This is a genomic window from Paenibacillus forsythiae T98, from assembly GCF_000520735.1.
GTDB lineage: Bacteria > Bacillota > Bacilli > Paenibacillales > Paenibacillaceae > Paenibacillus_AQ > Paenibacillus_AQ forsythiae.
Genome location: NZ_ASSC01000125.1, coordinates 14,649 through 36,548 on the forward strand (window position 1 = coordinate 14,649; position 21,900 = coordinate 36,548).

The 21,900-nt window shown below is 50.0% G+C and carries 30 protein-coding genes; all 30 read right to left on the minus strand.

Features of this window, described 5'->3' with window-relative positions; genetic code table 11:
• Positions 1–2: 2 nt before the first annotated feature.
• The 30 genes from L692_RS0104410 to rpoC all read right to left on the minus strand — a co-directional run bounded on the left by L692_RS0104410 (position 3) and on the right by rpoC (position 21,884).
• Entirely contained in the window at positions 3–647 is a 645-nt protein-coding gene (locus tag L692_RS0104410; RefSeq protein WP_025697560.1) for an adenylate kinase, read from the minus strand.
• Positions 648–746: 99 nt separating this feature from the next.
• The gene (gene secY / locus L692_RS0104415; protein ID WP_025697562.1) at positions 747–2,048 is read right to left on the minus strand and encodes a preprotein translocase subunit SecY; all 1,302 of its coding nucleotides are present in this window, start codon (positions 2,046–2,048) and stop codon (positions 747–749) included.
• Positions 2,048–2,488, minus strand: coding sequence for a 50S ribosomal protein L15 (gene rplO / locus L692_RS0104420; RefSeq protein WP_025693036.1), 441 nt, complete (start codon positions 2,486–2,488; stop codon positions 2,048–2,050). Before rplO ends, secY begins: the two co-directional genes overlap by 1 nt.
• Before the next feature lie 41 nt (positions 2,489–2,529).
• Positions 2,530–2,715 (minus strand): 50S ribosomal protein L30, encoded by a 186-nt coding sequence (rpmD, locus tag L692_RS0104425; RefSeq protein ID WP_025697563.1) that lies wholly within the window; start codon positions 2,713–2,715, stop codon positions 2,530–2,532.
• 14 nt (positions 2,716–2,729) lie between these two features.
• Positions 2,730–3,227: a 30S ribosomal protein S5 gene (gene rpsE / locus L692_RS0104430; RefSeq protein WP_025693034.1), complete on the minus strand. Its 498-nt coding sequence runs from the start codon at positions 3,225–3,227 to the stop codon at positions 2,730–2,732.
• A 27-nt stretch (positions 3,228–3,254) separates the two neighbouring features.
• Positions 3,255–3,623, minus strand: coding sequence for a 50S ribosomal protein L18 (gene rplR / locus L692_RS0104435; protein ID WP_025697565.1), 369 nt, complete (start codon positions 3,621–3,623; stop codon positions 3,255–3,257).
• Between the two features lie 85 nt (positions 3,624–3,708).
• Positions 3,709–4,251 carry a 50S ribosomal protein L6 gene (gene rplF / locus L692_RS0104440; RefSeq protein ID WP_025697566.1) on the minus strand — a complete coding sequence of 181 codons (543 nt, stop codon included), beginning with the start codon at positions 4,249–4,251 and terminating at the stop codon, positions 3,709–3,711.
• A 31-nt stretch (positions 4,252–4,282) separates the two neighbouring features.
• Positions 4,283–4,681: a 30S ribosomal protein S8 gene (rpsH, locus tag L692_RS0104445; protein ID WP_025697567.1), complete on the minus strand. Its 399-nt coding sequence runs from the start codon at positions 4,679–4,681 to the stop codon at positions 4,283–4,285.
• Positions 4,682–4,714: 33 nt separating this feature from the next.
• Complete coding sequence (locus L692_RS31025; RefSeq protein WP_010348808.1) at positions 4,715–4,900, minus strand: type Z 30S ribosomal protein S14; 186 nt, start codon at positions 4,898–4,900, stop codon at positions 4,715–4,717.
• 48 nt (positions 4,901–4,948) lie between these two features.
• On the minus strand, positions 4,949–5,491 hold the full coding sequence (gene rplE / locus L692_RS0104450; RefSeq protein ID WP_025694126.1) for a 50S ribosomal protein L5: 543 nt from the start codon (positions 5,489–5,491) through the stop codon (positions 4,949–4,951).
• A gap of 31 nt (positions 5,492–5,522) precedes the next feature.
• On the minus strand, positions 5,523–5,876 hold the full coding sequence (gene rplX, locus L692_RS0104455; protein WP_084463070.1) for a 50S ribosomal protein L24: 354 nt from the start codon (positions 5,874–5,876) through the stop codon (positions 5,523–5,525).
• Positions 5,877–5,936: 60 nt separating this feature from the next.
• Positions 5,937–6,305, minus strand: coding sequence for a 50S ribosomal protein L14 (gene rplN / locus L692_RS0104460; RefSeq protein WP_019908234.1), 369 nt, complete (start codon positions 6,303–6,305; stop codon positions 5,937–5,939).
• Between the two features lie 39 nt (positions 6,306–6,344).
• The gene (gene rpsQ / locus L692_RS0104465) at positions 6,345–6,611 is read right to left on the minus strand and encodes a 30S ribosomal protein S17 (RefSeq protein WP_025336666.1); all 267 of its coding nucleotides are present in this window, start codon (positions 6,609–6,611) and stop codon (positions 6,345–6,347) included.
• Positions 6,612–6,653: 42 nt separating this feature from the next.
• Entirely contained in the window at positions 6,654–6,851 is a 198-nt protein-coding gene (gene rpmC, locus L692_RS0104470; RefSeq protein ID WP_025693031.1) for a 50S ribosomal protein L29, read from the minus strand.
• Positions 6,841–7,275 (minus strand): 50S ribosomal protein L16, encoded by a 435-nt coding sequence (gene rplP, locus L692_RS0104475; RefSeq protein ID WP_025697572.1) that lies wholly within the window; start codon positions 7,273–7,275, stop codon positions 6,841–6,843. The genes rpmC and rplP overlap by 11 nt, the downstream gene beginning before the upstream one ends.
• 2 nt (positions 7,276–7,277) lie before the next feature.
• The gene (gene rpsC / locus L692_RS0104480) at positions 7,278–7,943 is read right to left on the minus strand and encodes a 30S ribosomal protein S3 (RefSeq protein WP_025697574.1); all 666 of its coding nucleotides are present in this window, start codon (positions 7,941–7,943) and stop codon (positions 7,278–7,280) included.
• 13 nt (positions 7,944–7,956) lie between these two features.
• Complete coding sequence (gene rplV, locus L692_RS0104485) at positions 7,957–8,289, minus strand: 50S ribosomal protein L22 (RefSeq protein WP_025697576.1); 333 nt, start codon at positions 8,287–8,289, stop codon at positions 7,957–7,959.
• 34 nt (positions 8,290–8,323) lie between these two features.
• Positions 8,324–8,602 carry a 30S ribosomal protein S19 gene (rpsS, locus tag L692_RS0104490; RefSeq protein WP_025336671.1) on the minus strand — a complete coding sequence of 93 codons (279 nt, stop codon included), beginning with the start codon at positions 8,600–8,602 and terminating at the stop codon, positions 8,324–8,326.
• A 75-nt stretch (positions 8,603–8,677) separates the two neighbouring features.
• Entirely contained in the window at positions 8,678–9,508 is an 831-nt protein-coding gene (rplB, locus tag L692_RS0104495; protein ID WP_025697578.1) for a 50S ribosomal protein L2, read from the minus strand.
• Positions 9,509–9,536: 28 nt separating this feature from the next.
• Positions 9,537–9,830 carry a 50S ribosomal protein L23 gene (gene rplW / locus L692_RS0104500; protein WP_025336673.1) on the minus strand — a complete coding sequence of 98 codons (294 nt, stop codon included), beginning with the start codon at positions 9,828–9,830 and terminating at the stop codon, positions 9,537–9,539.
• The gene (gene rplD / locus L692_RS0104505; RefSeq protein ID WP_025697580.1) at positions 9,830–10,453 is read right to left on the minus strand and encodes a 50S ribosomal protein L4; all 624 of its coding nucleotides are present in this window, start codon (positions 10,451–10,453) and stop codon (positions 9,830–9,832) included. Before rplD ends, rplW begins: the two co-directional genes overlap by 1 nt.
• Before the next feature lie 25 nt (positions 10,454–10,478).
• On the minus strand, positions 10,479–11,096 hold the full coding sequence (rplC, locus tag L692_RS0104510; protein ID WP_025697582.1) for a 50S ribosomal protein L3: 618 nt from the start codon (positions 11,094–11,096) through the stop codon (positions 10,479–10,481).
• 40 nt (positions 11,097–11,136) lie between these two features.
• On the minus strand, positions 11,137–11,445 hold the full coding sequence (gene rpsJ, locus L692_RS0104515; RefSeq protein WP_006676490.1) for a 30S ribosomal protein S10: 309 nt from the start codon (positions 11,443–11,445) through the stop codon (positions 11,137–11,139).
• Positions 11,446–11,672: 227 nt separating this feature from the next.
• On the minus strand, positions 11,673–13,022 hold the full coding sequence (locus tag L692_RS0104520) for a globin-coupled sensor protein (RefSeq protein WP_025697584.1): 1,350 nt from the start codon (positions 13,020–13,022) through the stop codon (positions 11,673–11,675).
• Positions 13,023–13,350: 328 nt separating this feature from the next.
• Complete coding sequence (gene tuf, locus L692_RS0104525) at positions 13,351–14,541, minus strand: elongation factor Tu (RefSeq protein WP_025697586.1); 1,191 nt, start codon at positions 14,539–14,541, stop codon at positions 13,351–13,353.
• A gap of 107 nt (positions 14,542–14,648) precedes the next feature.
• A complete protein-coding gene (gene fusA, locus L692_RS0104530; protein ID WP_025697588.1) occupies positions 14,649–16,727 on the minus strand; it encodes an elongation factor G in 2,079 nt (692 codons plus the stop codon).
• Positions 16,728–16,774: 47 nt separating this feature from the next.
• Positions 16,775–17,245, minus strand: coding sequence for a 30S ribosomal protein S7 (gene rpsG / locus L692_RS0104535; protein WP_025336679.1), 471 nt, complete (start codon positions 17,243–17,245; stop codon positions 16,775–16,777).
• 42 nt (positions 17,246–17,287) lie between these two features.
• On the minus strand, positions 17,288–17,707 hold the full coding sequence (gene rpsL, locus L692_RS0104540; protein WP_025697590.1) for a 30S ribosomal protein S12: 420 nt from the start codon (positions 17,705–17,707) through the stop codon (positions 17,288–17,290).
• Between the two features lie 144 nt (positions 17,708–17,851).
• On the minus strand, positions 17,852–18,100 hold the full coding sequence (locus L692_RS0104545; protein WP_025697592.1) for a ribosomal L7Ae/L30e/S12e/Gadd45 family protein: 249 nt from the start codon (positions 18,098–18,100) through the stop codon (positions 17,852–17,854).
• A 169-nt stretch (positions 18,101–18,269) separates the two neighbouring features.
• The gene (gene rpoC / locus L692_RS0104550; protein WP_025697594.1) at positions 18,270–21,884 is read right to left on the minus strand and encodes a DNA-directed RNA polymerase subunit beta'; all 3,615 of its coding nucleotides are present in this window, start codon (positions 21,882–21,884) and stop codon (positions 18,270–18,272) included.
• Between the last annotated feature and the right edge of the window lie 16 nt (positions 21,885–21,900).

Below are 21,900 nucleotides of genomic sequence, written 5' to 3' on the forward strand. Positions count from 1 at the left end.
CACTAACCTCGCAGTAAAGATACAATTTCGGCAGAAACGACGTCGATTTCGTTTTCCCCGTTTACCTGACGCAACAGACCTTTATCCCCGTAAAAGTGAAGCAGCGGCGCCGTCTTGTTGTCATACTCATCCAAACGCTTGCCAACACTTTCTTCGTTATCATCAGGACGCTGATACAACTCGCCGCCATCGATGTCGCAGATACCTTCTTGTTTCGGCGGGTTGAAAATCAAATGATACGATGCACCGCATACCTTGCAAATCCGCCGTCCGGTCAGACGGGCCATAAGCAGTCCGCGGTCCACGTTCAAATTGATAACATGGTCCAGAGAAGTATTCATGCGGGCAAGAAGCTCATCCAGCGCTTCCGCTTGCGAAAGAGTTCTTGGAAAGCCGTCCAATAAAAAACCTTTTTCGCAATCGGACTGCTGCAGCCGCTCTTCCACAATTCCAATCGTTACATCATCCGGTACAAGCAAGCCTTGATCTATAAAAGATTTGGCCTTCAGGCCGACTGGAGTTCCCTGTTTGATCGCAAGACGAAAAGCGTCTCCCGTCGAGATATGAGGTATCTCCAGTTCTTTTACGATAACCGCAGCTTGCGTCCCCTTGCCTGCCCCAGGCGGGCCCATGAAAAGGATGTTCACCTTACGTCTCTCCCCTTTAGCTGGATCGCCACCAGGCAAGAAACAGCACAATAGGCGCCGGGAAGTCTGTAAATGAGCCGCTTCACCGGAACCTATCGCCTATTTGTTAATGAAGCCTTTGTAATGGCGTTTAATCAATTGGCTCTCGATCTGCTTCATGGTATCCAGCGCGACGCCGATCACGATGAGCAGCGAGGTGCCGCCGATCTGTACCGAATGAGGTAAGCCGGTCACGGTGCCGAAGAATACCGGAAGCACAGAGATGATGGCCAGGAACAGCGCGCCTGACATGGTCAGTCGGGACATTACCCGGGTCAGATACTTCTCCGTCGCTTTACCTGGGCGAATGCCCGGGATATAGCCGCCGTTCTTCTTCATGTTATCCGCCATTTGCTGCGGATTCATCTGGACGAACGTGTAGAAGAACGTAAATCCGATGATCATGATCACGTAGAGGACCATGCCGAGCGGTTTGGATAGCGAAAGGTTCTGGGAAATCCACTGTGCCCAGGCATGAGTCGACCAGAAGGTGGTGATAACAATCGGGAATTGAAGCAGCGATGCGGCAAAGATAACAGGAATTACACCCGCCGCATTGATTTTAAGCGGAATATGCGTATTCTGTCCACCATACATCTTGTTTCCGACTACGCGTTTGGCATATTGAACGGGAATCTTGCGAATGCCTTGCTGTACAAAAATAACCCCTACAATAATCGCCACAACCACGATTGCTATGACCACGACTTTAAGAATATTCAGGAAAGTCTGCCCCGGCTGGATGAAGCTCGATTGCGCCGTTGCAGTGAAATATCCCGGAATGTTTGCGACGATTCCCGCAAAGATCAGAATCGAAATCCCGTTTCCGATACCTCTCTCGGTAATTTGTTCACCAAGCCACATCAGAAATGAAGTGCCTGCCGTCAAAATAATGGCAACGAGCAGATAATCCGCAATCGTTGCGTTTGGCATCATGTTCGTATTATAGATCCGGTTGAATCCGATAGAGGTTGCGAACCCCTGAATCAGAGCCAACACTACCGTACCGTAACGGGTAATTTGCGCCAGCTGTTTTTTACCGTGCTCGCCCTGCTTTGCCCATTCGGCAAATTTCGGCACTACATCCATCGACAAAAGCTGCACGATAATGGATGCCGTAATGTACGGGTAAATGCTGATCGCAAAGATGGAGAAGTTTTTAAGCGCTCCGCCCGAGAAGGTGTTGAACAGATTCATCAAGGCATTTCCAGCCTCGTTGCCTGTTGATTCAAACACCGATTTGTCCACACCGGGAACCGGCACGAACGAACCGATGCGGTAGATGATAAATACGAACAGGGTGAACAGAATTTTTTTGCGTAAATCTTCAACACGCCATATATTCTTAAGCGTCTTAAACATTAGATCACCTCGGTTTTACCGCCGGCAGCTTCGATTTTCTCTACCGCAGATTGAGAGAACTTGTTTGCTTGAACCGTAAGTTTTACAGTGATTTCACCGTTGCCGAGGATTTTGATGCCGCTCTTCGCGTTCTTTACAACGCCTGTTTCGAGCAGCAGTTGAGGCGTAACTTCCGTTCCTTCTGCAAAGCTGTTCAGTTCCTCCAGGTTCACAATCGCATACTCTTTACGGGTAGGATTGACGAATCCACGCTTAGGCAGACGACGATAGAGTGGGTTCTGGCCACCCTCGAAGCCCGGACGAACACCACCGCCGGAACGAGAGTTTTGACCTTTATGACCACGGCCGGATGTTTTGCCGTTACCGCTGGAAGTACCGCGACCTACACGATTGCGTTCTTTGCGGGAACCAGGAGCCGGAGCGAGTTCATGTAACTTCATCGTTTGCACCTCCTTATATCAATTAATGGGTAAAAGGCGACTTAGCCTTCAATTTCAGTCACGGATACGAGATGGCTCACTTTATTGATCATTCCGCGAATCGCAGGATTATCATTGTGAACCACAGACGAATTGAGCTTGCGCAGGCCGAGCGTCTTAACCGTCACACGTTGTGTTTCCGGACGTCCGATCAAACTGCGAACGAGGGTGATTTGCAATTTCGCCATTGACGTTCCCCTCCTTAACCGCGAAGCTCTTCGATAGATTTGCCGCGAAGCTTCGCGACCTCTTCAATACGCTTCAGACGGGACAATCCCTCCAAAGTTGCATTGACCATATTCATGGAGTTCGAAGAACCTAAAGATTTTGTCAAAATATCGCCTACACCAGCCAGCTCCAGTACCGCACGAACAGGTCCGCCAGCAATAACACCGGTACCTTGCGATGCCGGCTTCAGCAGAACGCGTCCAGCGCCGAAATGTCCGTTAACTAGGTGAGGAATCGTCGTTCCTACGAGTGGAACGTGGATCAAGTTTTTCTTGGCGTCTTCGATGCCTTTGCGGATCGCATCCGGAACTTCGCCGGCTTTACCGATACCCGCACCGACCCAGCCTTTGCCATCGCCGACAACAACCAATGCGCTGAAGCTGAAACGGCGTCCGCCTTTTACAACTTTAGCAACGCGGTTAATGTGAACAACTCTTTCTGTCAGCTCTAAAGTATTTGGATCTACACGCAAGTCGTTAACCTCCTTTTAAGAATGTTTCTAGAATTCAAGTCCAGCTTCGCGAGCCGCATCAGCAAGCGCTTGAATCCGTCCATGATACAGGTAGCCTCCGCGGTCAAATACCACAGCGGTATGTCCTTTTTCTTTGGCGCGCTTTGCGACCAGTTGGCCAACTTTGCTTGCAGCTTCAACACTGCCGCCATTGCCAACAGAATCTTTCAGTTCTTTATCAAGCGTCGACGCGGATACGATCGTTACGCCTTTAACATCATCGATCAGTTGAGCATAAATGTGTTTGGAAGAACGGAACACATTCAGGCGAGGGCGTTCGGTAGTACCTTGGATTTTCTTGCGTACACGCAGGTGTCTTTTAACACGAGCTTTATTTTTATCCTCTTTGGTAATCATGACTTCCTTTTCACTCCCTTCAGTTTGCCTTAAGGCAGCTTCACGTCAAGACGCAATAAGCATCCTGGAATCAAGGCGAGCCGGCTTATTTCTTCTTACCGGCTTTACCTTCCTTACGGATAATGCGTTCACCCTCATATTTAATCCCTTTGCCTTTGTACGGCTCAGGCTCGCGTACAGAGCGAATCTTTGCGGCATAAGCGCCTACACGTTCTTTGTCAATGCCTTTTACGATAATTTTCGTGTTGGCAGGAACTTCGAACTCGATTCCCGGTTCCGGAGTAATTTCAACCGGATGGGAGTAGCCGACGTTCAGAACGATTTTATCTCCGGATTTGTTTGCACGATATCCGACCCCAACCAGTTCCAGAGATTTGGAGAATCCTTCAGTCACGCCGCTTACCATGTTGTTGACAACGGAGCGGGTTGTGCCGTGAAGAGAGCGATGCAGTTTGTTGTCCGAAGGACGAACAACAAGAATTTCGTTATTTTCAACTGTAACCTTCATATCCTTATGAAGTTCACGAGTCAAAGTACCTTTAGGACCTTTTACGGTGATGACAGTGTTGTTCACCGTCACGTCTACACCGCTAGGTACTGCGATTGGTTTGCGACCAATACGAGACATTTGTGTTGCACCTCCTTATCTTCTGACGTGATTACCAAACGTAGGCGAGAACTTCGCCGCCGGATTTTGCTTGACGAGCTTCCTTGTCGGTCATAACTCCCTTGGAAGTGGAGATAATCGCGATGCCCAGTCCGCCGAGTACACGAGGAACTTCGTTGCTCTTCGTATATACACGCAGGCCTGGCTTACTGATTCTTTTCAGACCGGAAATAACACGTTCTTGGTTCGGGCCGTACTTCAGGAAAATACGGATAAGCCCTTGTTTGCTATCTTCAACAAATTCCGCATCACGGATGAAGCCTTCACGCTTCAGGATATCGGCGATTTGTTTTTTCAATGTCGAGGCAGGCAGCTCTACAGTTTCGTGACGCACGATGTTGGCGTTACGAATACGAGTAAGCATATCTGCAATAGGATCAGACATAGTCATTTGGTGTAAACCTCCTTCCCGTATATAAACTTCTTACCAGCTTGCTTTTTTGACGCCAGGAATCTGGCCTTTATAAGCTAATTCACGGAAACAAATTCTGCAAATTTTGAACTTTTGCAGTACCGAATGTGGACGACCGCAACGCTCGCAGCGTGTGTATGCACGAACTTTGAATTTCGGCGCGCGTTGTTGCTTAACTTTCATCGAAGTTTTTGCCACTTTAGCCTGACACCTCCTAAACAGTTTCGGAGAATTGGACGACCGATCTTACTTCGCGAAAGGCATTCCCAGCTGAGTCAACAGCTCGCGGGATTCCTCATCCGTCTTTGCCGTCGTTACGATTACGATATCCATACCGCGGACTTTGTCCACCTTGTCATATTCGATCTCAGGGAAAATCAATTGCTCTTTCAGACCGAGTGTATAGTTGCCGCGGCCGTCAAAAGCTTTGGTCGATACACCGTGGAAGTCACGAACGCGCGGAAGCGTTACGTTGAACAATTTATCCAGGAAGTAGTACATGCGTTCACCGCGAAGGGTTACCTTAACGCCGATCGGCATGTTCTCGCGCAGTTTGAAACCGGCGATAGACTTCTTGGCTTTCGTGATTACCGGTTTTTGACCAGCGATCAGCTGCATATCGTTCACAGCGGAATCAAGCACCTTCGAGTTTTGCACGGCGTCGCCTACGCCCATGTTGATAACAACCTTCTCGATTTTCGGAACTTGCATAACCGTTTTATAGTTAAATTTCTGAATCAGAGCCGGCGTAATCTCGTTCAGAAAACGTTCTTTCATTCTTGCTGCCATGAAGAGTTAACCTCCTTTCTTAAACGCTGTATTAGTCGATGATCTCTCCAGATCTTTTCGCTACGCGAACTTTCTTGCCGTTGTCGAGCACTTTGTAGCCGATACGGGTTACTTTGCCGCTCTTCGGGTCGATGTGCATAACGTTGGACACATGAATTGCAGCTTCCTGCTCGATGATGCCGCCTTGCGGATTTTGCTGGTTAGGCTTCTGGTGTTTCTTCACCATGTTCACGCCTTCTACCAGTACGCGGTTTTTACGCGGATACGCAGCGATGACGCGGCCCTTCTTGCCTTTGTCTTTACCGCTGATCACCATAACCACATCGTCTTTTTTCACGTGCAGTTTGTTGTTATGGGATTCCAGAACTTTTTTCACTCTAGGCATTTGTTACACCTCCTGGTTCTAAGCCTTTTGCAAGTCGCTATATGAGCCGCCTAAGCGGTATTAGATAACTTCCGGTGCCAAGGAAACGATCTTCATGTAATCCTTGTCGCGAAGTTCGCGAGCAACTGGTCCGAAAATACGCGTTCCGCGCGGGCTTCTGTCGTCTTTTACAACAACCGCTGCGTTCTCGTCAAATGCGATGTAAGATCCGTCCTTGCGGCGTACGGAGCGCTTCGTGCGCACAACCACCGCTTTTACTACATCACCTTTTTTGACAACGCCGCCTGGTGTTGCTTGTTTTACCGAGCAAACGATCAGATCGCCGATAGCTGCTGTCCGACGTCCAGTACCGCCCAATACGCGGATACACATCAGTTCCTTCGCACCGGAGTTGTCAGCTACATGCAAGCGTGTAAATGGTTGAATCATTGATATTTCCTCCTTTCGGAAAAACTGTCATGTGACGCATTAGATGATAACCGCTTTTTCCACCACTTCAACCAGTCTCCAGCGTTTGTCCTTGGAGAGCGGACGAGTTTCCATGATTTTCACAGTATCGCCGATTTGGGCAGTATTGTTCTCATCATGCGCTTTGAATTTCTTGGTGTATTTAATGCGTTTGTGGTACAGATCATGTTTTTTATAAGTTTCAACGGCAACTACGATTGTTTTGTCCATTTTGTCGCTGACAACTTTACCGATTTGCACTTTGCGCGCGTTACGTTCTTCGCTCATAATTAGCCTCCTTCCTGATACGGATCATTCCATCCGTTTCAATTAGCTGATCCCAAGAACTCTCTCATGGATAACGGTTTTAGCACGAGCTATTTCTCTACGCACATCACGAATCCGAGTCGGGTTGTCCAGTTGGCCTGTTGCCAGTTGAAAACGCAGATTAAACAGCTCTTCTTTGAAGCCAGCAATCTTTTGTTCAATCTCGGCAGTGGTCAAGTTGCGAAGTTCATTAGCTTTCATTTGCTTCACCACCCAATTCTTCACGTTTCACAAACTTTGTCTTAACTGGCAGCTTGTGAGAGGCAAGACGCATCGCTTCACGAGCGATTTCTTCAGATACGCCTCCGAGTTCGAACATAATTTTGCCCGGTTTAACTACGGCTACCCATTTTTCAACGTTACCTTTACCGCTACCCATCCGAACCTCGAGAGGCTTTTGAGTAATCGGCTTGTCAGGGAAAATCTTAATCCATACTTTACCGCCCCGTTTGATGTAACGGGTCATCGCGATACGAGCCGCTTCGATCTGACGGTTAGTGATCCAGGATGGCTCCAGAGCTTGCAGACCGAATTCGCCGAAGTTCAGCTCGGTGCCGCCTTTTGCCAGACCCCTCATGTGACCGCGTTGTTGTTTGCGGTGCTTAACACGTTTTGGTACCAACATGATTAGTTGCCTCCTTCCTGAGCAGCTTGTTTCTTAGCCGTAGGAAGAATCTCTCCACGATAGATCCATACTTTTACACCGATACGGCCATAAGTCGTATGAGCTTCAGCCGTTCCGTAGTCGATATCGGCACGAAGCGTATGAAGTGGAACTGTTCCTTCGCTATAGCCTTCCGTACGAGCGATCTCGGCGCCGCCAAGACGTCCGCTGACCGAAGTTTTAATCCCTTTTGCACCGGAACGCATTGTTCTTTGGATCGCTTGCTTAAGCGCACGGCGGAACGATACGCGACGCTCCAGCTGTTGTGCGATGCTCTCGGCAACGAGAATAGCGTCCAGCTCAGGGTGTTTGATTTCATTAATGTTGATGTGCACTTTTTTGCCGCCGGCGATTTGAGTCACCGCGCTGCGAAGCACTTCGACTTCAGCGCCGCCCTTACCAATAACCATACCCGGCTTTGCAGTATGAATTGTAACGTTCACGCGGCTAGCCGCTCTTTCAATTTCAATACGGGAAACAGCGGAATCTTTCAGCTTGCCTTTGAGGTATTCCCGAATTTTGACGTCTTCCAGAAGAAGTGTTCCGAACTCTTTGCCTGCATACCATTTGGATTCCCAGTCACGGATAATCCCGATCCGGAGTCCGACTGGATTTACCTTTTGACCCACACGTTATCCCTCCTTATTTCTCAGATACCACCAAAGTAATGTGGCTGGTGCGTTTGTTGATCCGGCTGGCGCGACCCATTGCGCGCGGGCGGAACCGTTTCATCGTTGGACCTTGGTTTACGAAAACCTCGCTGATAAAGAGGCTGTTTACGTCCATCGAATAGTTGTGCTCGGCATTGGCGATCGCCGAGTTCAGCAGCTTTTCAACTACCGGGGAAGCGGATTTCGGAGTGTGGCGAAGAATGGCGATTGCCTCTCCCACTTGCTTGCCGCGAATCAAGTCAACAACCAGCTTCGCTTTACGAGCGGAAATCCGTACCGATCTTGCATGCGCTTTTGCTTGCATTGTTTTCCCTCCTCTCTAAGCAGAGAATCTGTGATTATCTTCTCGTCTTCTTATCGTCACCCGCGTGGCCTTTGTAAGTACGCGTTGGCGCGAATTCGCCCAACTTGTGACCTACCATATCTTCCGTTACGTATACAGGCACGTGTTTACGGCCGTCATACACACCAAACGTATGTCCGATAAATTGAGGGAAAATGGTTGAGCGGCGGGACCAAGTTTTGATGACTACTTTTTTGCCCGAAACGTTCAAGTCTTCAACTTTTTTCAGCAGGTAGCCATCAATAAAAGGCCCCTTCTTCAAACTGCGACTCATGTATGAATCCTCCCTTCATCAAATGTTCAAGCCGCGATTTGACGCTTCGCGGACTCAAGCTCACCTTGAAGCGTCTTATTTCGTGCGGCGACGAATGATATATTTATCAGAAGCTTTGTTTTTCTTACGCGTTTTGTAGCCAAGGGTCGGTTTGCCCCAAGGGGACAACGGAGACTTGCGTCCGATCGGAGCGCGACCTTCACCACCGCCATGAGGGTGATCGTTCGGGTTCATAACAACACCGCGAACTTCAGGACGTTGGCCCAGCCAACGGCTACGGCCGGCTTTACCGATCTTAATCAGTTCGTGGTCTTCGTTGCCAACCGAACCGATTGTAGCGCGGCATACGCTCAGGATTCTGCGAACTTCACCGGAAGAGAGACGCACGGAAACGTACTTGTCTTCTTTACCGAGCAACTGCGCTTCCGTACCGGCTGCGCGAACCAATTGGCCGCCCTTGCCAGGCTTCAGCTCAATGTTGTGGATAACTGTACCCACCGGAATGTTGGACAGCGGAAGCGAGTTGCCGATTTTGATGTCCGCTGCAGGACCGGATTCGATCTTATCCCCAACCTTCAGACCCTTCGGAGCGATGATGTAACGTTTCTCTCCGTCAGCGTAGTGAATCAGGGCAATATTGGATGTGCGGTTCGGGTCATACTCGATCGTAGCAACGCTGCCTGGTATGCCGTCTTTCGTCCGCTTGAAGTCGATGATACGGTATTTACGTTTGTGTCCGCCGCCATGGTGACGAACCGTAATTTTACCTTGGTTGTTGCGGCCCGCTTTTTTGCTCAGCGGCGCCAGCAGCGATTTCTCCGGCTGATTTGTTGTGATTTCTTCAAACGTAGACACGGACATTGCGCGTCTGGCCGGGGAAGTCGGTTTGTACTTTTTGATTGGCACTATGTTTCCCTCCTTGCTTTACAGGATATTATTCTACCGCTTCAAAGAACTCGAGCGGCTTGCTGTCCGGGCTGAGCTTAACAATGGCTTTCTTCCATTCCGGAGTGTATCCGGAGTAGCGTCCGTACCGTTTCAGCTTTCCAGGCACACGCAATGTGTTCACAGCAACGACTTTCACTTTAAAGATGGCCTCTACAGCCTGCTTGATTTCGGTCTTGTTGGCACGAATGTCCACTTCAAAAGCATATTTCAAATCGCTCATGTAGTCGGATGTGCGTTCCGTAATCACCGGACGTTTGATGATATCGCGAGGATCTTTCATTACGCGAACACCTCCTCTACCTTAGAAACTGCATCTTTGGTGATGATCAGTTTGTCGTGCGTCAGCACGTCAAGAACGTTAATGCCATCAGCCGCCAGGAACTTCACCCCAGGGATGTTGCGAGCGGAGAGAGCCACGTTATCGTCATAGCTAGGGGCTACGATCAGAGCCTTTTGATCTACCTTCAGGTTGTTCAGAATGGCTACAAATTCCTTAGTCTTCGGAGCATTCAGAGTCAGGCTGTCAAGAACGATAATGTCGTTCTCAATTACCTTCGAGGACAACGCAGATTTGATCGCCAGACGACGAACCTTCTTAGGCAGTTTCCAGGAATAGCTGCGAGGAGTCGGTCCGAAGACAACGCCGCCGCCTTTCCATTGTGGAGAACGAATCGAACCTTGACGAGCGCGGCCTGTGCCTTTTTGTTTCCAAGGCTTGCGTCCGCCGCCACGAACTTCCGAACGTCCTTTAACTTTGTGCGTACCACGGCGCAGGGAAGCTCTTTGCAGAAGAACCGCTTCATTCAGCACGTGAGTGTTCGGCTCGATACCGAAAACCGCGTCGCTCAGTTCAACTTCACCAACTTCGTTGCCGCTGATATTGAAAAGTGTTACTTTTGGCATTTCATGTTCCTCCTTTCTTCAAAAGTTATTTCTTAACGGTTTCTTTAACCTTCACGAAGCTGTTCTTAGGTCCCGGAATGGAGCCTTTCACCAGCAGAACATTTCGTTCTACGTCTACTTTGATGATTTCAAGCTTTTGAATCGTGACCGTGTCATGACCCATGTGTCCTGGCAGCCGTTTGCCTTTAGGAACGCGGTTGGCTTGAATGGAACCCATCGAACCCGGTCTTCTGTGGTAGCGGGAACCGTGAGCCATTGGTCCGCGGCTTTGTCCCCAGCGTTTGATAACGCCTTGGAAGCCTTTGCCTTTGGAGATTCCGGTTACGTCAACAAATTCGCCTTCAGCGAAGACGTCAGCCTTCAGCTCTTGTCCAACCTCGAGTACCCCGAGGTCAACACCGCGAATTTCGCGAACGTAGCGCTTAGGTGTTGCATTTGCCTTCTGGGCGTGACCTTGTTCAGGCTTGTTGGTGTTTTTCTTGTCGGAAAAGCCCAACTGCACTGCTTCATACCCGTCGGTATTGAGGTCTTTCTTTTGCAGTACCACACAAGGACCCGCTTCGATAACCGTAACCGCGATTACGTTACCTTCAGGAGTAAACACTTGAGTCATACCGAGTTTTTTTCCTAAGATACCTTTCATGTTGACACCTCTTTTCTTTTCCTGTTTCTAAATAGAAGAATTACAATTTAATTTCGATATCTACACCGGACGGCAGGTCCAAGCGCATCAAGGCATCCACAGTTTGAGGCGTTGGATTCACAATGTCGATCAGACGCTTGTGAGTACGCATTTCGAACTGCTCACGGGAATCCTTGTACTTGTGCACCGCACGGAGAATAGTAATAACTTGCTTCTCGGTTGGCAGCGGAATCGGCCCGGATACACCTGCACCGGAACGTTTTGCCGTTTCAACGATCTTCTCAGCGGATTGATCAAGAATTCTGTGGTCGTATGCTTTCAAGCGGATACGAATTTTTTGCTTTGCCATTTTAGTCCCTCCTTCTATCGCCCAATTTATTATCGGACATACTCCGTGAAAATTTTCTGACCACAGGCCTCATGGCAAAGGAGCCGGGTGTGTCAGTAACCTCTCACATCATCGCAACGTCGCAGAACAACATTTATTATTATATAGAACCTTTTCGCCTAATGCAAGCAAAAAAATAAAATAACGCATGATTTTATTCATGCGCTTATGGTACCAGCTTATTCACATTATAAATTGGCTGTCGCCGACTGAAAAAACTCCGCGGATTCGGCGGTCTGTGCAGTTGTTGACCCTATTCCTTCTATAGTATGGATCAGGGTTTGAATCTCCCGCTCTACGGTCACAATCTCACGGGTGCTGCTCTGCATCGTATCCAGAATATCGGAGAACAATTGACTGGTCTCATCCGCCTGGTTCTTGCCGCTTTCCGTCAGCTCCTGCACCTTTCGGATTTCTTCCACCATCCGGGTAGTCAAAACACCGGATTTGGCCGTCAGTTCTCCGATGTGAACAACTGTGCTTTTGGTGTCTTCCGCCAACCGGTTGACCTCTTGGGCAACCACACTGAAGCCTCTGCCATGCTCGCCGGCCCTTGCCGCCTCTATAGTTGCGTTAAGCGATAATATTTTAGTCTGATCCGCAATCTCCTGAACCGCGCCTACAATCGTGTGAATTTGCTTTGAAAAATGACTAAGCTCTCTAACCGATTGTTCCATCTCATTTGTTCTCTCAAAAATATGTCCTATCTGTCCGTTCAGCCTGCTCAGCAGCTCGCGTCCGTCTTTGGCCTTCTCTTGAGATTCAATAGCTGAAAAAGCGGTGCGTTGGAATGAATTATTAACTTCATTGCTGCTTGTAACAAGCTGCTCAATCGCCGCATTCGTATCGATACTAAGATCGACCAGTTCCCCGCTGAATTCAGCTATTTTCTGCTTCAGCTCATTTTTCACCGTTTCGTATTGTTCTTCTTTTTCTCTAATATTCTCTTTTTCGTAGGCTTCCAGAACTAGCTGCTGCTCCAGATTCAGAAGCTTGGTCACCGTTTGCACCATTGTAAGCCGCTCCGTATCATTGAAAGCTTCATTATAGATAACTCGGATAAATACATTTTGCAGATTCTGAAAAGCGGATAAGTACCATTTCGGTTCCAATCCAACCTTCTTATGAATGTTGGCGATAACGAGCCGTTTCGATATGTACCGATTGTCCACATTGCCATCAAAAATTTCGACAATATGTTCTCGCAGAGTCTGCTTCAGCCTGTCGATACTGCTGTGTTTGACGATAATCTGTTCAAGCTTAACCACATTAATCAATGAATTATAAAAACGGTCTGTAATCTCGTCAATATTCCGTTCCATTACGGGTTTCATTCTGCGCAGCAGCTCCAGGTCATCATCCGTCAGGTCTATCATTCTCATCTGCTCATTCAGTTCTTCCTCGCCTTGTATGGAATGATGCGAATCCGGATCGGCAGCTTGCTCAGCGGCGCGCGGGAAGAACAGAGATTCATGGGGCGCCACTCTTTTCTTGTGCCAAGATAAACCATGTAAAAAAGCAAACGGACATTTCCCCATACTGATACCCCCATATAATCTGATATTACGGATAGATTGTTTGATTGCGGCTTGCTATTTTGCAGCGTTGTGTCGTTTAAAGTCGAATTTAGTTGAAATATGGTTGTAATCATATCTTCGGCATTTCATTTGAATTGCTGAATACACAAAATACATTATTTAAAAATTATTTTATTTCTTCATTCGCGCATCAATAAGGGGAAACGCCCGGTTCCACATTGTCTGATTGCATTCAAAATCTCTATGTAAAAAAAGAAGGGACCCTTCATAAGAAGAGTCCCTTGCTGTGTAGTCCTCATCTTGCTCTCATGAGAGTAAGAATCCGAACTTATTTTTGGATCGTTGCTACAGTACCGGCACCAACTGTACGGCCGCCTTCACGAATGGAGAACTTCGTTCCTTCTTCGATAGCGATCGGGGAGATCAGTTGAACAGTTACTGTGATGTTGTCGCCAGGCATTACCATTTCAGTGCCTTCAGGCAGGTTGATGATACCTGTTACGTCAGTTGTACGGAAGTAGAACTGAGGACGGTATCCTGTGAAAAAGGGCTTGTGACGGCCACCCTCTTCTTTAGTCAGGACGTAGATTTGAGCAGTGAACTCAGTGTGCGGCTTAACGGAAGCTGGCTTAGCCAATACTTGTCCACGCTCGATTTGGTTACGGTCAACACCACGAAGCAGAGCGCCGATGTTGTCGCCAGCTTGAGCGGAGTCAAGCAATTTGCGGAACATTTCAACGCCGGTAACGACGGATTTCTTCGTTTCTTCTTGGATACCAACGATTTCAATTTCGTCGCCCACTTTAACCGTTCCGCGTTCTACGCGGCCAGTTGCCACGGTACCGCGGCCAGTGATGGAGAATACGTCCTCGACAGGCATAAGGAAAGGCTTGTCAGTGTCGCGCTCTGGCAGCGGAATGTAAGTGTCAATCGTTTCGAACATTTCAACGATCTTGGCAGCCCATTCGCCGTCAGGGTTTTGCAGAGCTTCACGAGCGGAACCGCGGGTGATCGGAGTGTCGTCGCCCGGGAATTCGTATTCGTTCAGCAGGTCGCGAACTTCCATTTCAACCAGTTCCAGAAGCTCTTCGTCTTCAACCATGTCGCATTTGTTCAGGAATACGACGATGTAAGGAACGCCTACTTGGCGGGACAGCAGGATGTGCTCGCGAGTTTGCGGCATTGGGCCGTCAGCTGCGGATACAACCAGGATTGCGCCGTCCATTTGCGCTGCGCCGGTGATCATGTTTTTAACATAGTCGGCGTGTCCAGGGCAGTCTACGTGTGCGTAGTGACGGTTAGGAGTTTCATATTCAACGTGAGCTGTGGAGATGGTGATACCACGTTCGCGCTCTTCCGGAGCTTTGTCGATTTGGTCGAATGCTACAGCAGCACCGCCGTATTTTTTGGACAATACAGTCGTGATTGCAGCAGTCAGAGTCGTTTTACCATGGTCGACGTGACCGATAGTACCGATGTTAACGTGCGGTTTAGTACGTTCAAACTTAGCCTTTGCCATTTGAACAGTTCCTCCTTAATATGGGTTCTTATTATTGGAGCCGCCCGATCTTAAGCTGCTTCTAAGAGGACTGACGGGAAACAACCGGACGGCAAGTTAAACATGGATTACTCTGCGCCTTTGTTCTTAGCCACGATCTCGTCCGCAATGGATTTAGGAACTTCTTCGTAGTGAGAAAGCTCCATCGAGAATACGCCGCGGCCTTGTGTACCGGAACGCAGGGTAGTGGAATAACCGAACATTTCGGAAAGAGGCACTTTTGCACGGATAATTTGGGCTCCGGCGCGGGAATCCATACCTTCGATCCGTCCGCGGCGGGAGTTCAGCATACCCATAACGTCGCCCATATATTCCTCAGGCACTGTTACTTCCACTTTCATGATTGGCTCAAGCAGGACAGGCTTACACTTGTCTTTGGCTGCTTTAAGCGCCATCGAACCGGCGATCTTGAACGCCATTTCGTTGGAGTCGACATCATGGTAAGAACCATCAACGATGGTTGCCTTGACATCAACGAGCGGGAAGCCGGCAATAACGCCATTCTTCATTTGCTCTTCAATACCTGCAAGCGCAGGGGCAATGTATTCTCTCGGTACGGAACCGCCGACAACCTTACTTTCGAACTGGCTTCCGGTACCTGCCTCGAGAGGCTCGAATTCAACCCATACGTGACCGTACTGACCACGACCGCCGGACTGACGAACGAACTTGCCTTCGACGCGAGCCGGAGCTCTGAATGTCTCACGGTAAGCAACCTGCGGTTTACCAACATTGGTTTCCACTTTGAATTCACGACGCATACGGTCGATAATGATATCCAAGTGAAGCTCGCCCATACCGGCAAGAATCGTTTGTCCCGTTTCTTCGTCGGTGTGCGCGCGCAGCGTTGGGTCTTCTTCGGTCAGCTTGCCGAGGGCAACGCCCATTTTATCTTGGTCGGCCTTCGTCTTAGGTTCAACTGCGATTTCGATAACCGGATCCGGGAAGTTCATCGACTCGAGAATAACCGGATTCTTCTCATCACACAGTGTATCACCTGTACCGGTGTCTTTCAAACCTACGGCAGCCGCGATGTCGCCGGAATATACAATAGAGATTTCCTGGCGGCTGTTCGCGTGCATTTGCAGGATGCGTCCGATACGCTCACGTTTGCCTTTTGTGGCATTCAGAACGTAAGAACCGGACTCCAGAATACCGGAATATACGCGGAAGAACGTCAGCTTCCCAACATAAGGGTCAGTCATGATTTTAAATGCCAGCGCGGAGAACGGCTCTTCGTCCGAAGAGTGACGTTCGGCTTCCGTGCCATCTTCAAGATGACCTTTGATCGACGGAACGTCGATCGGAGCCGGCAGGTAATCGATAACAGCGTCCAGCATCAGCTGAACCCCTTTATTACGGTAAGAAGAGCCGCAGATTACCGGGAAAATCTTAACTTCAACTACGCCCTTGCGCAGTGCAGCCTTGATTTCGTCAATGGTAATCTCTTCGCCTTCCAGGTACTTCATGGTCAGATCTTCGTCGAGTTCCGCAACTTTCTCAATAAGCTCTCCGCGCAGCTCTTCGACTTGATCCAGGAATTCGGACGGAATATCCGTCACTTCAATATCACGGCCAAGATCGTCTTTGTACATATGGGCTTTTTGCTCAACCAGGTCGATGATACCGATGAAGTCGTTCTCGGCACCGATCGGCAGCTGAATGGCTACCGCATTTGCTTGCAGACGCTCACGCATATCCTTAACTACGTTAAGGTAATCCGCGCCAATGATATCCATTTTATTCACATAAGCGATCCGGGGAACGCCATAGCGGTCAGCTTGTCTCCAAACGGTTTCAGACTGAGGCTCAACGCCCTCTTTCGCACTGAAAACGCCTACTGCCCCGTCCAATACACGGAGGGAACGTTCAACTTCAACGGTGAAGTCAACGTGTCCCGGGGTATCGATGATGTTGACCCGGTGACCCTTCCACGCAGCAGTGGTAGCGGCGGAAGTAATCGTAATTCCGCGCTCCTGCTCTTGCTCCATCCAGTCCATCGTTGCCGCACCTTCGTGAACTTCACCGATTTTGTGCGTACGGCCTGTATAGAAAAGAATCCGTTCCGTGGTAGTCGTCTTACCGGCGTCAATATGCGCCATGATCCCGATATTACGTGTATTTTTCAAGGAGAACTCTCTTGCCATGAAATGGATCTCCCTTCAAAATTGAAGTTATTTGATTGACTTTGATCCTACCAGCGGTAGTGAGCGAACGCTTTATTCGCTTCAGCCATTTTGTGTGTGTCTTCACGTTTTTTAACGGAAGCGCCTGTGTTGTTGGAAGCATCGATAATCTCAGCCGCCAAACGCTCTTCCATCGTCTTCTCACCGCGGTTACGGGAGTAGTTTACGAGCCAACGTAATCCCAGGGAAGTACGTCTTTCCGGTTTAACTTCGATCGGCACTTGATAGTTCGCGCCGCCGACACGGCGGGCTTTAACTTCGAGAACCGGCATGATGTTCTTGATGGCCGCTTCAAACACTTCCATCGGGTCTTTCCCCGTACGTTCTTCAATCAACTTGAACGCGTTGTACAGAATGCTTTGAGCGACACCTCTTTTACCATCCAGCATTACACGGTTAATCAAGCGAGTAACCAGTTTGCTGTTATACACCGGATCCGGCAGTACGTCTCTTTTGGAAACTGGACCTTTGCGTGGCATGGATATCCCCCTTTCGTTAGATTGTTCTTATTGGTTCACTTATTATTTCTTAACTTTTGGACGTTTCGCGCCGTATTTGGAGCGGGATTGCATCCGGTTATTCACGCCTGCTGTATCCAGCGCGCCGCGAACGATGTGGTAACGAACACCCGGAAGGTCTTTAACCCGGCCTCCGCGAATCAGCACCACGCTGTGCTCTTGCAGGTTATGTCCGATACCCGGAATGTAAGCTGTCACCTCTACGCGGTTCGTCAAGCGAACACGGGCATATTTACGAAGTGCAGAGTTCGGTTTCTTCGGAGTCATCGTACCTACGCGAGTGCACACACCGCGTTTTTGCGGAGCGCTCAAATCCGTAGCCTCACGCTTCAGGGCATTGAATCCTTTTTGCAGTGCAGGCGATTTCGATTTTTCGATCTTGGCTTGACGGCCTTTACGAACCAATTGATTGATAGTTGGCATTGTCGTGCCACCCCCTTCCTCTAATAATGATCTCTTACAAACCATTCCCTTAAGCCCACAGACCCAGGCGGCTCATAAAAGAACAAATGAAAAGTCTTTGCTACCGGAGTTACTCTCACGACACAAAAACAGTTCTTCACGCTATTATTTTAAGACGGCTGCCATTGCAGCGCCCACTTCGATTCCGCATGCCTTACCCAATTGCTGCATCGTATCGACGTAAGTCAACTTGACGCCATGCTTATTGCAAAGACTAACGATTCTTGAAGTAAGCCTGGGATCTCCGTCTTCCGCCACATAGACTTCTGCGGCCTGGCCCATCTCCACCGCTTTGACGGTTTGCTTGGTGCCGATCTTGATCTGAGCGTCCCGTAGTCCTCTATCATCAGTCATTACAAAACCCTCCAATGAACAAAGATAACAAGGATACTCACGCACCTTTAACATATTATCACTGCCATCAAACGGTGTCAAGAAAATCTCAAAAAAAATCACTGCAGGCTTCCGCGCCGGGCTAACGAAAGTAAGCGCCGGCGCGGACAGTCTGACAGAGCTTCATGCTTTATTCAGCCGGAACAGTTTCCAAAGCTTCCTCTTCGCTTTGCTCTTCTTCCGGATTAACCAATTTGACATTGCGGTAACGGTTCATACCTGTTCCGGCAGGAATCAGCTTACCGATAATAACGTTCTCCTTGAGGCCGAGCAGCTGGTCGACCTTGCCTTTGATAGCGGCGTCGGTCAGCACGCGCGTCGTCTCCTGGAACGATGCCGCGGAAAGGAAGGAGTCCGTTTCCAGCGATGCCTTCGTAATACCGAGCAACACCGGCTTCGCAACCGCCGGTTCTTTGCCGGACAGGATTACTTCCTTGTTCGCCGCTTCGTATTCATGGATATCCGCAAAGGAGCCCGGCAGCAGGCTCGTGTCACCGGCATCAATGATGCGGATTTTGCGCAGCATCTGTCTGATCATGACCTCAACGTGCTTGTCGTTGATCTCTACGCCCTGATTCCGGTATACGCGCTGTACTTCCTGAAGGATATAGTTCTGCACGCCGCGAATACCCTTGATGCGCAGCATCTCTTTCGGGTCGATTGAACCGTCGGTTAACTCGTCGCCGGCCTCCACTTCATCCCCTTCGCTCACGCGCAGGCGCGATCCGTAAGTGATGGAGTAGACTTTAGATTCCGCTTCGCCCTGAACCTCGATTTCGCGGCGGTCCTTCGCTTCGCGAATTTCCTTCACGACGCCGTCAATTTCACTGATCGTCGCTTGACCTTTAGGGTTGCGCGCTTCGAACAGCTCCTGGATACGCGGAAGACCTTGCGTGATATCATCGCCCGCAACACCCCCGGTATGGAACGTACGCATGGTAAGCTGCGTCCCTGGTTCACCGATAGACTGCGCGGCGATAATGCCGACGGCTTCGCCGATCTCAACGTGCTTGCCTGTCGCCAGGTTGCGTCCATAGCACTTCTTGCAGACGCCGTGACGGGCGCGGCAGCTCAGTACAGAGCGGATCTGCAGCTTGGCTACGCCGGCTCTGACGATCTCTTCCGCTTTGTCGGAATCGATCAGATCATTACGGTTTACGATGATCGCCCCTGTCTCCGGATGGCGAACAGTCTCAAAGCTGTACCGTCCTTCGATACGGTCGTACAGATCCTCGATAACCTCTTTGCCGTCCTGAATCCGGCTGACCGTAAAGCCTTTGTCTGTGCCGCAATCTTCCTCGCGGACGATTACGTCCTGGGCCACGTCGACGAGACGGCGTGTCAGGTAACCGGAGTCGGCGGTACGAAGCGCCGTATCCGCAAGACCTTTCCGCGCTCCGTGGGTAGAGATAAAGTACTCAAGGACGGTAAGGCCTTCACGGAAGTTCGCCTTGATCGGCAATTCAAAGATGCGTCCGGACGGCGTGGCCATCAGTCCGCGCATGCCGCCAAGCTGGGTGATCTGCGATTTGTTGCCCCGGGCTTTGGAGTCTACCATCAGCATGATGGAGTTGAAGCGATCCATCGACTTCATAAGCACGTTCGTCAGATCGTCCTTCGTCTTGGACCAGATTTCAATAACGCGGTCATACCGCTCTTCATTGGTGATGAGACCGCGGCGGTACTGCTTGGCGACGACATCGACCTTCTCTTCGGATTCCTTCAGAATGGCTTTCTTCTCTTCCGGAACGACTACGTCCGATACAGCGATCGTTACACCCGCGCGTGTAGAGTAGGTAAAGCCAAGCTGCTTGATTTTATCCAGAATGACCGATGTTTTGGTCGTATGGTAAATTTCAAAACAACGGGCGATAATCGAACCCAGATATTCCTTGCCGACAGCGCCCGCAATCGGAACCGCGTCGATCAGTTCATGGATATTGGCGCCCTTTTCGTAAATGAAGTATTTCTCCGGCGTGCCCTGCAGCAGATTGTCGCGGGTCGCCTCGTTGATGTACGGGAAGCTTTCCGGGAATATCTCGTTAAAGATAATTTTCCCAACCGTTGTGATCAGCATAGCGCTCTGCTGCTTCTCGGTGAAGCTGGTCTTATTAAGCGCCTTGACCGGAATGGCTACGCGCGCATGAAGACCGGCAGTGCCGCGCTGGTAAGCGGAGACCGCTTCGTTCACGGTACGGAGAATCATGCCGCTGCCCTTCTCTTCCTTGTTGTCCATCGTCAGATAGAAGGAACCAAGGACCATATCCTGGGAAGGGGTAACGACCGGCTTGCCGTCCTTCGGGTTCAAAATATTTCCGGACGCCAGCATCAGGATGCGGGCTTCCGCTTGCGCTTCGGCAGAGAGCGGAACGTGCACGGCCATTTGGTCACCGTCAAAGTCCGCGTTATACGCGGTACATACGAGCGGGTGAAGGCGAATGGCATGGCCTTCCACCAGAATCGGTTCAAAGGCTTGGATACCGAGACGGTGAAGCGTGGGGGCACGGTTCAGCAGTACCGGATGCTCCTTGATGACTTCTTCAAGCACATCCCATACTTCCGGACTAACGCGTTCGACCTTGCGCTTAGCGCTCTTAATGTTATGGGCAAGGCCTTTGTTGACCAGTTCCTTCATCACGAACGGCTTAAACAGCTCAAGCGCCATTTTCTTGGGCAGACCGCATTGGTACATTTTCAGGTAAGGACCCACGACGATAACGGACCGGCCGGAATAGTCAACCCGTTTACCGAGCAGGTTCTGACGGAAACGTCCCTGCTTGCCTTTCAGCATATGGCTGAGCGATTTCAGCGGACGGTTGCCCGGACCTGTGACCGGACGGCCGCGACGGCCGTTGTCGATCAGAGCGTCGACGGCTTCCTGAAGCATCCGTTTTTCGTTCTGCACGATGATGTCCGGAGCGCCAAGATCAAGCAGTCTCTTCAGACGGTTGTTGCGGTTGATGACGCGGCGGTACAGGTCGTTGAGATCAGACGTTGCAAAACGTCCGCCGTCCAACTGCACCATCGGACGCAGTTCCGGCGGAATAACCGGCAGAACGTCCATGATCATCCAGTCGGGCTTGTTGCCGGAGTTGCGGAATGCTTCGATAACTTCAAGACGCTTGATCGCACGGTTGCGGCGCTGGCCTTGAGCCGTGCGCAGCTCTTCCTTAAGGAACTCCAGCTCTTTTTCGATATCCAGATCCTGAAGCAGCTTCTTGACCGCTTCCGCGCCCATGCTCGCCTGGAAGCCGTAACCGTATTTCTCGCGGTAGCTGCGGTATTCCTTCTCGGACAGCAGCTGCTTCTTCTCCAGAGGCGTATCGCCGGGATCAGTCACGACATAAGATGCGAAATAGATAATCTCTTCCAGCGATCTCGGAGACATGTCAAGCGCGAGACCCATGCGGCTCGGAATGCCTTTGAAATACCAGATATGGGAAACCGGAGCGGCAAGCTCAATGTGACCCATGCGCTCGCGGCGAACTTTGGCGCGTGTAACTTCAACACCACAGCGGTCGCAGACTACGCCTTTATAACGGACGCGTTTGTATTTGCCGCAATGACACTCCCAGTCTTTTTGCGGTCCGAAGATCCGTTCGCAGAAAAGACCCTCTTTCTCCGGCTTGAGTGTGCGATAGTTGATGGTTTCCGGTTTCTTAACCTCTCCGCGGGACCAAGAACGAATCTTCTCCGGGGAAGCCAGCCCGATTTTCATGAATTCAAAATTGTTTACGTCCAACAAGGAGCAACCCTCCTTA

What these genes read in the sequence shown, in the direction of transcription:
- rplV (WP_025697576.1), bottom strand. Translation starts at nt 8,289, where the DNA reads ATGCAAGCAAAAGCGCATGCAAGATCGGTACGGATTTCCGCTCGTAAA.
- L692_RS0104545 (WP_025697592.1), bottom strand. Translation starts at nt 18,100, where the DNA reads ATGACTGATGATAGAGGACTACGGGACGCTCAGATCAAGATCGGCACC.
- rplW (WP_025336673.1), bottom strand. Translation starts at nt 9,830, where the DNA reads ATGAAAGATCCTCGCGATATCATCAAACGTCCGGTGATTACGGAACGC.
- fusA (WP_025697588.1), bottom strand. Translation starts at nt 16,727, where the DNA reads ATGGCAAGAGAGTTCTCCTTGAAAAATACACGTAATATCGGGATCATG.
- secY (WP_025697562.1), bottom strand. Translation starts at nt 2,048, where the DNA reads ATGTTTAAGACGCTTAAGAATATATGGCGTGTTGAAGATTTACGCAAA.
- tuf (WP_025697586.1), bottom strand. Translation starts at nt 14,541, where the DNA reads ATGGCAAAGGCTAAGTTTGAACGTACTAAACCGCACGTTAACATCGGT.
- L692_RS0104520 (WP_025697584.1), bottom strand. Translation starts at nt 13,022, where the DNA reads ATGGGGAAATGTCCGTTTGCTTTTTTACATGGTTTATCTTGGCACAAG.
- rplC (WP_025697582.1), bottom strand. Translation starts at nt 11,096, where the DNA reads ATGAAAGGTATCTTAGGAAAAAAACTCGGTATGACTCAAGTGTTTACT.
- rplX (WP_084463070.1), bottom strand. Translation starts at nt 5,876, where the DNA reads ATGCCTAGAGTGAAAAAAGTTCTGGAATCCCATAACAACAAACTGCAC.
- rpmC (WP_025693031.1), bottom strand. Translation starts at nt 6,851, where the DNA reads ATGAAAGCTAATGAACTTCGCAACTTGACCACTGCCGAGATTGAACAA.
- rpsQ (WP_025336666.1), bottom strand. Translation starts at nt 6,611, where the DNA reads ATGAGCGAAGAACGTAACGCGCGCAAAGTGCAAATCGGTAAAGTTGTC.
- rpsS (WP_025336671.1), bottom strand. Translation starts at nt 8,602, where the DNA reads ATGAGTCGCAGTTTGAAGAAGGGGCCTTTTATTGATGGCTACCTGCTG.
- rpsH (WP_025697567.1), bottom strand. Translation starts at nt 4,681, where the DNA reads ATGACTATGTCTGATCCTATTGCAGATATGCTTACTCGTATTCGTAAC.
- rpmD (WP_025697563.1), bottom strand. Translation starts at nt 2,715, where the DNA reads ATGGCGAAATTGCAAATCACCCTCGTTCGCAGTTTGATCGGACGTCCG.
- rplN (WP_019908234.1), bottom strand. Translation starts at nt 6,305, where the DNA reads ATGATTCAACCATTTACACGCTTGCATGTAGCTGACAACTCCGGTGCG.
- rpsJ (WP_006676490.1), bottom strand. Translation starts at nt 11,445, where the DNA reads ATGGCAAAGCAAAAAATTCGTATCCGCTTGAAAGCATACGACCACAGA.
- rpsG (WP_025336679.1), bottom strand. Translation starts at nt 17,245, where the DNA reads ATGCCACGCAAAGGTCCAGTTTCCAAAAGAGACGTACTGCCGGATCCG.
- rplE (WP_025694126.1), bottom strand. Translation starts at nt 5,491, where the DNA reads ATGGCAGCAAGAATGAAAGAACGTTTTCTGAACGAGATTACGCCGGCT.
- rplD (WP_025697580.1), bottom strand. Translation starts at nt 10,453, where the DNA reads ATGCCAAAAGTAACACTTTTCAATATCAGCGGCAACGAAGTTGGTGAA.
- rpsL (WP_025697590.1), bottom strand. Translation starts at nt 17,707, where the DNA reads ATGCCAACTATCAATCAATTGGTTCGTAAAGGCCGTCAAGCCAAGATC.
- rplP (WP_025697572.1), bottom strand. Translation starts at nt 7,275, where the DNA reads ATGTTGGTACCAAAACGTGTTAAGCACCGCAAACAACAACGCGGTCAC.
- rplO (WP_025693036.1), bottom strand. Translation starts at nt 2,488, where the DNA reads ATGAAGTTACATGAACTCGCTCCGGCTCCTGGTTCCCGCAAAGAACGC.
- rplR (WP_025697565.1), bottom strand. Translation starts at nt 3,623, where the DNA reads ATGATTACCAAAGAGGATAAAAATAAAGCTCGTGTTAAAAGACACCTG.
- rplF (WP_025697566.1), bottom strand. Translation starts at nt 4,251, where the DNA reads ATGTCTCGTATTGGTCGCAAACCAATCGCAGTACCTAGCGGTGTAGAC.